This is a genomic window from Deltaproteobacteria bacterium (genome assembly GCA_019308925.1).
Lineage (GTDB): Bacteria > Desulfobacterota > B13-G15 > B13-G15 > RBG-16-54-18 > JAFDHG01.
Genome location: JAFDHG010000064.1, coordinates 1 through 12,720, shown reverse-complemented (window position 1 = coordinate 12,720; position 12,720 = coordinate 1). Strand labels below are relative to the sequence as shown.

The 12,720-nt window shown below is 50.2% G+C and carries 13 protein-coding genes; 7 read left to right on the top strand and 6 right to left on the bottom strand.

The annotated features are described in order from the left end of the window. Window positions 1-306 precede the first annotated feature (306 nt). The 6 genes from JRI46_10255 to JRI46_10230 all read left to right on the top strand — a co-directional run bounded on the left by JRI46_10255 (window position 307) and on the right by JRI46_10230 (window position 5,966). Window positions 307-1,818 carry a PAS domain S-box protein gene (locus JRI46_10255; protein MBW2039950.1) on the top strand — a complete coding sequence of 504 codons (1,512 nt, stop codon included), beginning with the start codon at window positions 307-309 and terminating at the stop codon, window positions 1,816-1,818. Window position 1,819: 1 nt separating this feature from the next. Beyond that, window positions 1,820-3,175, top strand: coding sequence for a sigma-54-dependent Fis family transcriptional regulator (locus tag JRI46_10250; GenBank protein ID MBW2039949.1), 1,356 nt, complete (start codon window positions 1,820-1,822; stop codon window positions 3,173-3,175). Window positions 3,176-3,281: 106 nt separating this feature from the next. Continuing rightward, window positions 3,282-3,854 (top strand): nitroreductase family protein, encoded by a 573-nt coding sequence (locus tag JRI46_10245; GenBank protein MBW2039948.1) that lies wholly within the window; start codon window positions 3,282-3,284, stop codon window positions 3,852-3,854. A gap of 316 nt (window positions 3,855-4,170) precedes the next feature. After that, window positions 4,171-4,824 carry a CBS domain-containing protein gene (locus JRI46_10240; protein ID MBW2039947.1) on the top strand — a complete coding sequence of 218 codons (654 nt, stop codon included), beginning with the start codon at window positions 4,171-4,173 and terminating at the stop codon, window positions 4,822-4,824. Window positions 4,825-4,836: 12 nt separating this feature from the next. Continuing rightward, window positions 4,837-5,508, top strand: coding sequence for a uracil-DNA glycosylase (locus tag JRI46_10235; protein ID MBW2039946.1), 672 nt, complete (start codon window positions 4,837-4,839; stop codon window positions 5,506-5,508). A gap of 212 nt (window positions 5,509-5,720) precedes the next feature. Next, window positions 5,721-5,966, top strand: coding sequence for an Arc family DNA-binding protein (locus JRI46_10230; GenBank protein MBW2039945.1), 246 nt, complete (start codon window positions 5,721-5,723; stop codon window positions 5,964-5,966). Between the two features lie 289 nt (window positions 5,967-6,255). Here JRI46_10230 and JRI46_10225 read toward each other — a convergent pair whose 3' ends face one another. The 6 genes from JRI46_10225 to JRI46_10200 all read right to left on the bottom strand — a co-directional run bounded on the left by JRI46_10225 (window position 6,256) and on the right by JRI46_10200 (window position 12,012). Further along, window positions 6,256-7,593, bottom strand: a complete 1,338-nt coding sequence (locus JRI46_10225) for a hypothetical protein (protein ID MBW2039944.1) — start codon at window positions 7,591-7,593, stop codon at window positions 6,256-6,258. A 97-nt stretch (window positions 7,594-7,690) separates the two neighbouring features. Continuing rightward, the gene (locus JRI46_10220) at window positions 7,691-8,665 is read right to left on the bottom strand and encodes a tRNA 4-thiouridine(8) synthase ThiI (protein ID MBW2039943.1); all 975 of its coding nucleotides are present in this window, start codon (window positions 8,663-8,665) and stop codon (window positions 7,691-7,693) included. Beyond that, entirely contained in the window at window positions 8,662-9,750 is a 1,089-nt protein-coding gene (locus tag JRI46_10215) for a hypothetical protein (GenBank protein MBW2039942.1), read from the bottom strand. The genes JRI46_10220 and JRI46_10215 overlap by 4 nt, the downstream gene beginning before the upstream one ends. Window positions 9,751-9,777: 27 nt before the next feature. Beyond that, complete coding sequence (locus JRI46_10210) at window positions 9,778-10,293, bottom strand: NTPase (protein ID MBW2039941.1); 516 nt, start codon at window positions 10,291-10,293, stop codon at window positions 9,778-9,780. Between the two features lie 10 nt (window positions 10,294-10,303). Then, window positions 10,304-10,906 (bottom strand): SagB/ThcOx family dehydrogenase, encoded by a 603-nt coding sequence (locus JRI46_10205; GenBank protein ID MBW2039940.1) that lies wholly within the window; start codon window positions 10,904-10,906, stop codon window positions 10,304-10,306. A gap of 80 nt (window positions 10,907-10,986) precedes the next feature. Further along, window positions 10,987-12,012: a hypothetical protein gene (locus tag JRI46_10200; GenBank protein MBW2039939.1), complete on the bottom strand. Its 1,026-nt coding sequence runs from the start codon at window positions 12,010-12,012 to the stop codon at window positions 10,987-10,989. Window positions 12,013-12,201: 189 nt separating this feature from the next. Here JRI46_10200 and JRI46_10195 point away from each other — a divergent pair. Then, window positions 12,202-12,720 (top strand): adenylosuccinate lyase (locus JRI46_10195; GenBank protein MBW2039938.1); only part of this gene is annotated, 519 nt, incomplete at its 3' end.

The following is a 12,720-nucleotide window of genomic DNA, read 5'->3' as shown; positions in this document are numbered from 1 at the left end:
AAGTAGCGACAAAGGTGAGAAGCATCTCCAGAGGGTGCTGGGTGAAGAAGGATGAGAATGGTAGCATGTAGGGCTGAATGTATTGTCAGAGAAATGAATAAGCTTAGGAAGTGGGTATTTGGAAAGGTAATTGCTGGCTAGAGGGAAAAAACAACTGAGAGAATGGTTTATATTATAAAAATATCCATGCTCAGAAGGGGATAAAGTGCTATAATTTTTTTCAAGTGAGCTGAAAAATAACCAACCTTTGAATGCAACCCTTGCTCTTGACAATGAGTAGGGTCGAGATAAAATAAGACTAGTGTTATGACCTTAGCAAACATCTTTACAAAGTATCGCGAGGAGATCATCCAGCAATGGGCCCATCGGCTCCACACAGAGGTAAGTCAGCACTACCGTAAGCGACCTCTGGAAGAGCTCTTCATCACCACATCGGAAGCAGCCGATGCCAACTTTGCCGTCCTAGTTCATAACGATTTCTCTAAAATAGATGCCTTCATCAAGAAGATCACCAGGATGCGACTTGAGGCCGGCTTCCCACTTTCGGATGTCCAAAGGGCCTTTGAACTCTATAGAACAATAGTCCTCCCCATCCTCGTAAGGGAGTTGAAAGGACCTCCTCTGCTCCATACCCTCCAGAAGGTCAACGTCTGTCTGACCTATACCATTTATAAGTTCAGTGATTATTTTCAGTCGCTGCAGGAGAAGGAGATACGGGATTATGCCCAGGACCTGGAGAGGGAAGTAGAGAAAAGGACAAAAGAGCTTGCCGAATCTGAAGCGAAATACCGTGTCTTGGTAGAGGAGATAAACGACGGCTATTTCGTCAATCAGCAGGGGAAGATAGTTTTTGCCAACCGAACCTACTGTGAGATGCACGGCTATACTCTCCCAGAGGTAATTGGCAGGCCATACAAAGATTTTGTAGCACCGGAATCTCTGGCCAAAGTAAAGAGGATCTACGAGGATAGAATAGCAAAGGGCGAATCGCCGGACCTCTATATATACTTACGACTCCTTAAGGATGGCCGCAGTCTCTACACCGAGAACAAGGTGAAGCTCGTCCTCTATCAGGGTAAAAGGGCTGCAGCCGGCATTTGCAGGGACATCACGGAGCGGATGGAGATGGAGAGGCGTGTACGTGAGTCGGAACGCCTCGCTCACATCGGACAGCTCACTACCTCGCTGGCCCATGAAATCAGAAACCCCCTCTCCTCCGTGAAGATGAACATCCAGGTCCTAGTCAAGAAACTGCACCTAGACGGAAACGACAAGAGGCGGATGGAGATAATAGCCCAGGAGATACCCCGATTGGAGAGAATCCTCGAACAAATGCTTGATTTTGCAAAACCTCTTGGTCTTGACCTTCAGAACGTTTCAATAAACGACGTTGTGGATTCCAGCCTTGAAGTGATGGAGGAAAAGATAAAAGAAAAAGGGATCTCGGTAAAGAGAAGACTCTCAAAGAAAATCAGCCCTGTCCTGATGGACTCGGAAAAGATGGAACAAGCCCTCATCAACGTACTCCTCAACTCCATCGAGTCCCTACACGATCAAGGGAAGATCGAGATCGTAACACGGGAGGAAAAGAAAAATGGGCGCATGATAACGGTCGAGATATGCGACAATGGACCTGGGGTACAACAAAAAGACCTTCCGTATATATTCGACCCCTTCTTCAGCAAAAAGAAAAGGGGAACCGGTATTGGACTTACCAATGTGAAGAAGATAGTAGAAGCCCACGGAGGGATGGTCAATGCCTCCTTGAAGAATCCAAAAGGGATGAGTTTCTTCCTTATGATACCCTCAAGGAGATAACATGGGAAAGAACCGAGTCCTGATCATAGATGATGAGCCCTCCCTTCTTGAATCTCTGGATATGTATCTAAATGAAAGGGGTTATGAAGTAAAATGTGCCCTTGACGCATCCGATGGGCTGGAAAAAGTTGATTCCTTTAACCCTGAGGCGATCGTTCTCGACATCCGCCTCCCCGATAGAGATGGGCTGGAAGTCCTCAAAGAGCTCAAGAGACGGGGAAAAGAATCTCATACCATAACGATCACCGCTTTTCACGATATGGAAACGACCATAAAGGCGATCAAGCTCGGCGCCCATGAGTATATCCCTAAACCGATAGATGTAGAGGAATTAGAAAAGGCCATTGAAAAGGTGTTGAAGCTATCCAGATTCTCTCGAAGGAGAGATGTACTCACGACAGATCCTTCGCAAGAATATGAAAAAGGAGAGATCATTGGGAAAAGCAAGGAAATGAAAGAACTTTTCAAAACTATAGGGCGTCTTTCCGAAAATAGGATTACCGTCCTAATTGAAGGAGAGACAGGTACAGGAAAGGAACTGATAGCCAGGGCTATTCACTATCACAGCCCCCATAGAGATCAACCCTTCCTCGCTATAAATTGCTCCGCCATCGTGGGAACTTTGCTGGAGAGCGAGCTTTTCGGGCATGAAAAAGGTGCCTTTACAGGCTCGACATCTACGAAACGGGGGAAATTTGAACTTGCATGCGACGGCACCATTTTTCTTGATGAGGTCAGCGAAATCCCCTTCGAGCTACAGGCAAAACTCTTACGGTTCTTACAAGAGAAGGAATTCGAGCGTGTCGGAGGGGAAAAGACGCTGAAGTCCAATGCCAGAATAATCGCTGCCACCAATAGAGACATCTGGCAAATGGTAAAAGAGGGAATTTTTAGAGAAGACCTCTATTACCGGCTGAGCGTGGCCACGATAAAGCCCCCCCCCTTGAGGGAGCACAAATCGGACATCCCCCTGCTCATCGAGTATCTCCTCAAGAAGATCAACCGCGAACTCTGCACGAACGTAAAAAGAGTTGAAGAGAGGGCAGTTCGCAGAATGATGAAGTACGATTGGCCAGGCAACGTCAGGGAGATGGAAAATGTCCTCACCCACGCGGCCATCATAACCCAAGGAGAGGTCATCCTCGATGATTTCTTAACCCCCTTGCTCGGCAAGGAGGAGATAAAAGGGGGCGATGGCCTCCCTGCCCTCGCTCTTGAAGAGGTGGAAAGGGAACATATCATAAAAGTATTAAATTACACTCACTGGCATTACGGTAAAGCTTGCAGACTTCTCGGCATCTCTCGCCCCACCCTTAGGCAGAAATTGAAAAAGTATGGGGTTTCACCACCTATTTGAGCTTTCAGTAAAAAGGTGTGCTCAATATAGAGTTGAAATGTAAGGTAGCAGTTCATACAATGGGTTTAAAGCTAACTTATTCAACTTATTGAAAAGGAGGAGAGAGATGGATGTTTTTACAGCTATTAGAGAAAGGCGGAGCTGCCGGAACTTTTTGCCCGAAGCGGTCAGTGAGGCCACCATTGAAAAAATTTTAGAGGCCGCTATTTGGGCACCTTCACCCCTCAATAGCCAGCCCTGGGAATTTATCGTTGTCACCAACAAGGAGGTGAAGGGAAAGATCTTTTCCGAAGCCCAAAGGTGCCGAAAGTGGGTGCTTGAAAAAAGCGGCTGGAAGTGGCTGGAACCCTACCAGGTCGACTTTTTGCAATCGGCCCCTGTTATCATCGCGGTGATAGGAGACCCCAAGAAGACCGGCGCCGACATGTTCCAGGAAGAGGGCCGGGTGGGCTACCAGCATGCCTGTGCTGCGGCCACCCAGAATATACATCTTGCGGCCCATGCCCTGGGCCTTGGCAGCCTGTGGTTCACCTTCTTTGACAAGAAGCCCATGAGAGAGATACTTGGCATTGATCTTGAGAAAACACCCCTGGCTCTTGTATGCCTCGGCAAGGCAGCCGGTGAACCCCAACACCTACCCAGAAAGGATGTGAAGGAAAAGACGCGTTATATCCGTTGACCTTATATGCGTTTCTGAAGCGTTTTTATTGCAAACCAGAGGGAATGGCCTGAATCCCACAAACTCCCTTACCTGAAAATCCTCATCCTTATCTCTGATGATCCCTCCCCAGGGATGTTTCTCTGGAAGGAGGTCCTTGAAAGAGAGGATTATCTCCTTTTGTCAAAAAGGACTTGACCATTTTTTAGTACCGATGTACATGGAATTTGTGCAATCCTTTCCCCTAACCCCTATGGGAAAGGTTCAAAAGGTTAAGTTGCAGGAGGAGGCCATCAGGTTATATAACCTTTAACATTATCTAGTTAAAGGGGGAGAGATGAACGTAGGCAGATGGATGAAAAGGTACCTGATAACCGTCCAGAGGAGCACGCCCCTGTTCGACGCCTTGGAACTCATGAAAGAAAAAAAGGTCAGGAGGCTGCCGGTAATGGAAGGGGGGAAACTGGTCGGGATTGTGACGAGGACCGATCTGCTAAGGGCAGCCCCTTCCGAGGCCACCACCCTCTCTGTCTTCGAGTTAAAATATCTCTTGGCCCGCAAGACCATCGAAGAGTTCATGACCCCCAACCCCCATACCGTGACCACTGATACCCCCATAGAGGTAGCCGCCCTCCTGATGAGGTCCTTTGAGATTGGGGCCCTTCCGGTAACGGAAAAAGGGAAACTAGTGGGTATTATCACCGAGTCAGACATCTTTGATGCCCTTGTGGAGATCATGGGGATCAGGGAGGAAGGGGTGAGATTGATCATGGAGATTAAGGACAAACCCGGAAAGCTGGCTGAGATCCTCAATATCATCAAGAAGCATGGGATAAACATCATGAGTGTTGCCAGCTGCAAAGGGGACAGGGAGGGCTGGAAGCTGATGAACCTCAGGTTGAAGACCAAAAAACCCAAGGAGATCGCCAAGGAATTGGAGGGATTGGGGTATAAGCTAAGCTGGAGGAAAGAACGAGGGGCTCGTTTATAACGGGGAAAAATCATGATGAAGGGCAACCTCCAACAAGAATTGGGACAGATCATCGCCCAATTGAAGGAGCATCTAAGATATCAAAAGGAGTTAGGGATCAAAAACCTCCTCTGCCAGGGGGAAACAAAGAACCTGCTGACCCTAGACGAAATCAGACGGGAAATGGGAGATTGCACCAGGTGCAGACTCCATGAGGGGAGGAACCATCTGGTCTTTGGCGAAGGTAACCCCCATGCCCTATTGGTCTTTGTTGGCGAGGCCCCTGGAAGAGATGAAGACCTGCAGGGGAAGCCCTTTGTCGGGCGGGCAGGGGAACTCCTCACCCGTATCCTCGAGGCCATAGACCTCACTAGAGAGGAGGTATACATCACAAACATCTTGAAATGTCGCCCCCCCAACAACCGCAATCCCAAACCTGATGAAATCACAATCTGCCTCCCCTTTCTCCTCAAACAACTGGAGGCCATCAGGCCAAAGATCATCTGTGCCCTGGGGACCTTCGCCGCACAGACCCTCCTGGGGACTGAAAACAAGATCTCCGCCCTCAGGGGGCGCTTCCACGACTACCAAGGCGCCAAGCTCATGCCCACTTATCATCCTGCCTTTCTCTTGCGCAATCCCCACTTTAAAAAGGCAGTGTGGGATGATATGAAGATGATCAGGGAGGAGTACAAAAAGCCGTAGGATCCTACCTAACCTAGGAAAAGAAATGGGGTCAACACTTTACTTTATATTCTTGGTGAGAATTGACCTGAGCAGTAGTTGGGGCAGGTCTTGCTTTTTGCCTTTTCCATCAAAGCCCATGAAGTCTATTCAGCGAGTGGGCCTGGCACTTGACAAAGATGAATAATGAATACATAATGAAACCATTATGAAACCATATGAGAGGTCATACAATGCCCACGATAACTATTAAGAATATTCCTGACGAACTGTACGAGCGACTCAAACAGAGCGCTGCAGAGAACCGACGGAGCATAAACAGCGAGGTAATTGTTTGCATCGAACGCGCAGTGCACAGTCGAAAGGTCCACACTCCTGACGAGATTTTGGCCAAAGCTCGCGAATTGAGAAAGAAGACCAGTGCCCATTCTCTTACTGACGAAGAGTTCACTCAGCGCAAAGCAGTGGGTAGGCTGTGATTGTAGTTGATACCAATGTTATAGGCTACCTGTACTTGTCCAGCGAGCGGTCAGAGCAAAAGAAATGGGGTCAACACTTTACTTTATATTCGGTCTGGAATTCTGGGGACACCATACTCAATTCCACACGGTTTGCGGAACAAAGAAGGCTACGGGGGTCACCTTTTGAAAAAGGGTGTCAAGGAATCAGAGTTCAGTTATCAGCTGTCAGTGATCAGCTTTATGTCACAACCATCCGTGCTGTAAAAGTTATTGTCACCGTTCGCAGCGACAAACCTGTCGTAGGATCTTACTTGAGACACCGGGAGTGATGTTCGAGGACGTTTCCCAACCTGGACCGCCAAAAGAGGTGATTGTGGGCCGCCTTCCCATTATACGGTTGAACTGAGATCATACGGCTGGCCCCACCAAGGGCCGCATCTAACTTTTTATTTCCTTCCATTATTGACTGAAGGCGTTCCCCTGCCCCATAGTCAACATATATCTTGTCCCGTAATCCCCTCCCCTTTCCTTCCCTGAGCAAGCGCAGGGGGTTATGCTCCCTCCTATAGGCCTCATTGATGGTGGAACTGCTCGGCAGGGCCATGGGTTCCAGATGGCCGAAGACCTCCAAGAATTCTGGCATGAGGGTCTTGAGGACCAACTTGTTATTAAGAAGCTCTATATCGACCACTCCGCTTTGGCTGCTCACCGAAGAAAACAACTGAGGACGGCGCAGGGCGATTTTCAGTGCACCATATCCGCCCATGGAGAATCCCCCAATACCCGTATACGGAGGAGGGAGGATCTTGCCCCCAAGGGGAGACTTTTTGCGAAGGTATTCCATCAGCTCGAGGATATAGCTCTCGTATCTACCCAAGGCCCCGGGTTTCATGTATTGAGGGCGAAAGCGCGAAATCCTCAAGCACTCCACAGGCGAGAAGGCGTCGCAGCCTCCCCTCTCTCCGGTGGGGGGGAAGAGTCTCTTTCCCTCATCCTCGTCAGTATAAAAGCTGTTATCCCCATCAGGTAACAGGATGATCATCTTCCGGATGGGCTGAAAGGGGTCATCAAGCCCCTTGTTTGGATGGAGATTGTGTTCCACTAGGGAGGTAGCTATCTCGGACGGCCTATAATCCTTTTTTCTCAGGCCTCCATACCTGGCAAGCTCCTGGAATCGCCTCTTCAAATTCTCCTCCAGGTCTCGATAGTTCTTGTTCTGCGCATCCATCATGGCCCAGGCGATAGGGGCAATGTCCTCCAGAAGGAGCCAGTGAAATTCCTCTTCCTCCTCCCGACACAGAAGATCAAGGGCACCCTTTGGATCGCAAACCGTTCCTTTTGCCCCGTTGCGGTGAAAATTGTATCCATGCAAGAGGATGAGCAGTGGATATCGCTGGGAGGAGCCCAAATCAAAATCAGGGGGGAGGAGGAGAAAAAAGTTCTTTACCTTACCCAAACAAGAGGAGAAGAAGGTCTCATAGTGAATCTGATATTTAAACTCGGCCTTTGATGGGGGCTGGAGCAGATACCTCAACTCCTGATTCTGGGGGCAACAGGGGCCAACGCTGGCTGAATAGGCAGGTGTATAAAAGAGAGGCAAAAGAAATATTACCAAGAGGGATCTGAGGACAAACCTTTTCCCCATGGCACTGCACCTCCTTTTCCATTTCTACTCGTACGCCTCGATTTCATAAAAACCCTAGGAGGGAAGTTGAGGAATTAACCGAGAGGCTCCTTTTGGCCTAAATCATCAGCTCTGTGGGCAGATCGGGGTGGCAAGATCGGATCTGAACCTCTTTCTCTTTCCCATTTTTCCTCCATATCACCGTTATCACCTCTTCCTTGGGTGCATCACTGTACCGAACACATATGGAGGCAGCCCTTTTAATGTCCTCTAAGGCCCCACCGTTGGGAATGAGCAGAAGGGGCCCAGGATATCCCTCCACCTTGAGGAGATCATCCACTGGGGCAGTCATCCTCAAAATCTTTTCATTATCCTCTGCATACCTCCCCACTATCACCTTCACATCAGGGGAAAGCCGGAGGTGCCTCCCCACCTTTAAGAGCTCTATATCCCTGATCTTGAAAGGACCTCGCTGTTGAAAGAGGTCGCGCATGCGACGAGAGAAGACCGGCTCAGTGAGCAGACATCCCCCAGCAGGGGAGAGATAATCCCTTATATGATATCTCTTTGACAATTCCATCTGCCTCTTCCGGGAGCGACCTTCGATGTCCAAGAGCTTCTCCCTATCTACCTTGCCCTCTTTCTCCGGGATGGTCTCAGGGAGCAGCTTTGCACTCAAGGGGCGCAAGATGTGCCCCTCATAGCCTGACTCCCTCTCCACCACCTTTAAGGCCGCCTTGCTCTGGGACATGGGGCGTTGTCCCAATACCTCGCCGGTAAAGATGAAGTCACCCCCTACTTGCTCCATCACCCTTCCCGCCTCTCGCAACATTAGGGCATGACAATCGATACAGGGGTTCATGTTATTGCCATATCCATGCTTGGGATGGCGAAGTATTGCCAAATGGGGCTCTGTTATATCCAAGAGCCGCAGAAGAACTCCCAATTCCTTGGCCGCTCGTTCCGCCCCCTGAGAGCCGAAAAAGGGGGTGCTAAAGGAGGCGCCAACCACCTCTATCCCTTGTTCGAGGATGATCTTGGCCGCCAGGATGCTATCCAGCCCCCCTGATATGAGCCCGATCGCCTTGGTCATATCCCATCCCTCACGAAGTAGGCAATGCGCTCCTCAAATCTCTTGTTTAACCCCTCCCTGTTCTTGGGGCTGCTGCCGAAGACCTCCTGCCAGACATCGTCCCTCTCCATACATAGATAGATAAAAAGATCTTCATCGTAGGCCCGCAGCCAGGAGACCATATTACGGTACATCTCCACTCTGATCGGCTTCAAGTAGCGTAACTTGCCATCCTCAGCCGAGATCAACTCCCCGGAGAATATCCTCGTGCGGGGAAACCTCCTCTGGGCCACCTGCTTCAGGTAGGGGGGACAGCGAAGCCCACCGAGGCTTACCCAAATCACCCTGCGGGGGTCGATGTATTCAAAGAGGAGGTCCACAGTCCTGCGGTAGTCTTCCTCCCACCCCGGATAATGGATGAGGGGATCAAAGTGGAACCCCAAGGGATAACCCGCATCTTGACAGAGGCGTGCTGCCCTCAATCTCTTACCTAAAGGGGTGGCCATGTGCTCTTCCTCTCCTATTATCTTGGAGGGGTTAAGGGACCATGAGACCACTGTCCTTCCTTTATGGTCCAGGGGCAAGAGGTGCTCCACCTCGGAGGCCTTGGTCTTTATCTCCAAGATACCATTCCTCTTGACGGCAAAAAAGGGGATGGCCTCCAAAGAAAAACCGATAATCCCATCGAAGGCCAGGCTATCCCCCAGTTCCCCCGTACCAAATCTGAAGAAATGATGGGGGTGTTTATCCAAGATCTCCTCTATTTCCCGAAAGATCTTATCTATTTCCGGGTAAAGGGTCAAAAAGGGGTTGTTCAAATAGACCTGTAGGATGCAATAAGAACAATCCATGGGGCAATTGGCCATTAAGTTGATGACCTTGTAGCCGCAACAGATATGATCCTTCGTGCCGGGACAGTCCTTCACCAGCCTCCCCTGATAGCTACGGATGATGAAGATCTTTTTCCCCTCCCTCCAGGGGTCTTGTTGATAGGAGGTCAGTTCCTTAATCAATGGATCAAGATCATCTATATACGTCCAAGGGAGATGGCCTAGGCCTTGCGAGATCCCCTGAACAAAGGGGTGGCCCTCTAAAGATGGTTCCAAATAGACCTCTTTTAAAGGGAACACCTTCTATCTCCCCTGCAACCGCATGATAATTTGTGATGGGAGGTCATCGCGATTTTTATAGGTAACCGATATGACCTCCACATCTGGCCTCCTCTTGATCGACGCTATAAAGGGCTCCCTCCCTTGGTGGATGACCCCGAGGAGGTGCCTCTCCTCTTGATCCAGGATCTGCTTGACCATCTCCTGAAATCTCTGAGAGAAAAGCTCCATCTTACCAATCTCATCGATGATGATGAGCTCCTTTTCCCGCAAACCCTCCTCCAGGGCCGGAAGGGCCATGGCCTCAAAGAGGGGGAGGTCCACCACGTATTTGCCCACCCGACACCTCCCCTTATAATCGATATGGGCCAGGACACCTTCTTCCCCCTCCAAGGTCTTCAGGGAAAACCCGACCCTTTTCCCTCCCTTTCTCATCTCTTGAGTAAAAAAGCCCCCTGCCTTGAGGTAGACCCCCTTGAGCACCTTTTGGACGACCGTGGTCTTCCCGATGCCGGGTGGACCTGTGAGCAGAAGTTTCATCTCGACGAGATCATCTGGGGTGGCCTACAGGTATAATGAGGAGGGGTTCATGGTGAGGGGGAACCCCCAACGCATCGGCCACTTCATCATCATTGAAGGCCCCTACTATACCCGCCCTCAACCCCAGGGCAACGCATTGAAGAAAGAGATTCTCACCTGCATGGCCCACCTCCATGTGCACATATCTGACCCCTCGCTCCCTGTACTTCACGGTGGTCCTCTTATACTCGGCGGTGATGGTCACCATAACCGGGGCCTCGGCCATCCACATCTGCCACAAAGAGGCATGGGCCACCTCTTTTCTCCTATCACCTGAGGCTATGATCTCCAGGACATGACGGGTGGGCAGATAATGGTACACCCCACTTCCCAACCCTTCTACTCCCTCCTCTCCCACCACTATGTAGATATCAAGGGGGTATAAGGCCCCGGCAGAGGGTGCCGTCTTCTTCCCTTGCTGAGCATCGCTGATACCATAAGCTGCCCAGAGGAGTTGGGAGAGTTGGCTCAAGGTGAGTGCCTTAGGTGTAAAAGACCTCACGGTCCTGCGGATAGTTAGGGCCTCTTCTAAAGACAGGCTCCCCTTTAACTCTGGCCTTGGTAAGCTGGTCACCTTCTCTCCCCCCTTTGCTCCCGGAGGGAGGCTGGCGAAGAAAAAACAGAGGGCAGTAAGCCCCGACAAGAAACAAGCCTTTAGAAATACCCCCTCATCTCCTCGCATAGCCTCTCCGGTTTTTTGTATCCTATCGATTCTCCGTGGAGCTTTTCGAAGTAACTTACGTCGCTGGCCCCCACCGGAGGTAAGAATCTCCTGGTAACCATTCTGGCGTTTACCCAAAAGGAATCATCCTGACCATATTCGCCCGAGTAGAGGGTCAGATTGAAGCTGTAGTGATTGAAGTCATGGAAGTAATGAAAGACCTTGATCAAACCCTGGGAAAAGTCTCTTATATCCTGATCGGAAAGATCGATGATAGAGCTTCGTTCGCGGAAAACAGCCATGATATCCCCAAACCCTCGAGGGGCATAACTCGCCAGCCACACCGTGTTGCCGACGGCCCCTATATATCTCTCCCCCAGCTCTTTTTCCTTAAGGATCAGATCATCCCAAAAAATTTTTTTCCACCTCTGCTGATATTCCCTCCCACCTTGGATCATCTCCCATTGATAGTTCGTGGGCAGCTCACCCCCGATGATCTGAAGATGGGGATGGATGACGCTTCCCCCCGACATGGGGAGGTAGTTACAGTTGATAGAAAAAAATCTTACCGCAGTATCCACTTCTACCACCCTCCGCAGAAAGACACAAGCACTGGAGAAACCGTTAAAGAGGAGCTTCTCGGTAAAATCAGCCAGGGAAACATAATGTCTTTGGGTGAGAACGGCGACGGCGCAGAATTTATCAAAGGGAAGCCTGTTGGGGAGTACACATACCTCACCAAAGCGCAGTCTCCCCCCCTTTATGAAATCATCCGTAAACTTAGGGGTAAGTTCCTCCAAGGAATTGGGGCAAAAAGGGCACTTTACATCCCCTATCCTCGCCAGAAACTCCTCCACATCAAGTTTATCCAGCCTTTTGATGGGGAGGTTAAGGACCCTAACCGTCCTCTTGGTCAGCGGGTCCCGTCTCGTCTCCAAGACCAAGGTCCTTTCCTGATACCCCCTTTGGGGATCCAGTATCTTTGTCTGTTGGAGCCTCTTTTTAAACTCTACCCCCATATTTCCCCCTTGGTTCTTAAAGCCCAGACCATCTCCCTCACCCTACTACGGTAAAATCTAACAGGCTAATTCAAGGGTGTCAAGGTTGCTGGATGGGGTCAGGCCGTAGCATATCACTGAGCTTTTAAAGTTGACAACTCCCCTCTTCTCCCCTAGAGTTATGCTGAAAGATTAAAAGGGGTGGTGAAAGTGATCAAGAGATACACAAGAGAGAGGATGGGTGGACTTTGGAGCGAGGGAAACAAATATCAGACCTGGCTGAAGGTGGAGATCTTGGTCTGCGAGGCCTGGGCAAAGCTGGGCGAGATACCACAAGAGGCCTTGCTGCAGATCAAAGAGCGGGCGAAAATTGACCCCCAACGCATCGAGGAGATCGAGAGGGAGACCAGGCACGACGTGGCAGCCTTTGTCAGCCAACTGGAAGAGGTGGTGGGCGAAGCGGGTAAATATATCCATCTAGGACTCACCTCTAGTGACATCATTGATACCGCCCTCTCCCTCCTGCTTCAGGAGGCGGCACAGATCATCATCGAAGACATAGAGGGCCTCATGGAGGCGATAAGGGAGAAGGCCTTCGAACATAAAGAAACGATCATGATCGGGCGGACCCATGGGGTGCACGCCGAGCCCATCACCTTCGGTCTGAAGATGGCCATCTGGTACGAGGAGATGCGTAGGCACATGGGGCGGATGGAAAGAGCTAAGGAG

What these genes read in the sequence shown, in the direction of transcription:
- JRI46_10220 (MBW2039943.1), bottom strand. Translation starts at nt 8,665, where the DNA reads ATGACCAAGGCGATCGGGCTCATATCAGGGGGGCTGGATAGCATCCTG.
- JRI46_10235 (MBW2039946.1), top strand. Translation starts at nt 4,837, where the DNA reads ATGATGAAGGGCAACCTCCAACAAGAATTGGGACAGATCATCGCCCAA.
- JRI46_10210 (MBW2039941.1), bottom strand. Translation starts at nt 10,293, where the DNA reads ATGAAACTTCTGCTCACAGGTCCACCCGGCATCGGGAAGACCACGGTC.
- JRI46_10250 (MBW2039949.1), top strand. Translation starts at nt 1,820, where the DNA reads ATGGGAAAGAACCGAGTCCTGATCATAGATGATGAGCCCTCCCTTCTT.
- JRI46_10230 (MBW2039945.1), top strand. Translation starts at nt 5,721, where the DNA reads ATGCCCACGATAACTATTAAGAATATTCCTGACGAACTGTACGAGCGA.
- JRI46_10240 (MBW2039947.1), top strand. Translation starts at nt 4,171, where the DNA reads ATGAACGTAGGCAGATGGATGAAAAGGTACCTGATAACCGTCCAGAGG.
- JRI46_10245 (MBW2039948.1), top strand. Translation starts at nt 3,282, where the DNA reads ATGGATGTTTTTACAGCTATTAGAGAAAGGCGGAGCTGCCGGAACTTT.
- JRI46_10255 (MBW2039950.1), top strand. Translation starts at nt 307, where the DNA reads ATGACCTTAGCAAACATCTTTACAAAGTATCGCGAGGAGATCATCCAG.
- JRI46_10200 (MBW2039939.1), bottom strand. Translation starts at nt 12,012, where the DNA reads ATGGGGGTAGAGTTTAAAAAGAGGCTCCAACAGACAAAGATACTGGAT.
- JRI46_10225 (MBW2039944.1), bottom strand. Translation starts at nt 7,593, where the DNA reads ATGGGGAAAAGGTTTGTCCTCAGATCCCTCTTGGTAATATTTCTTTTG.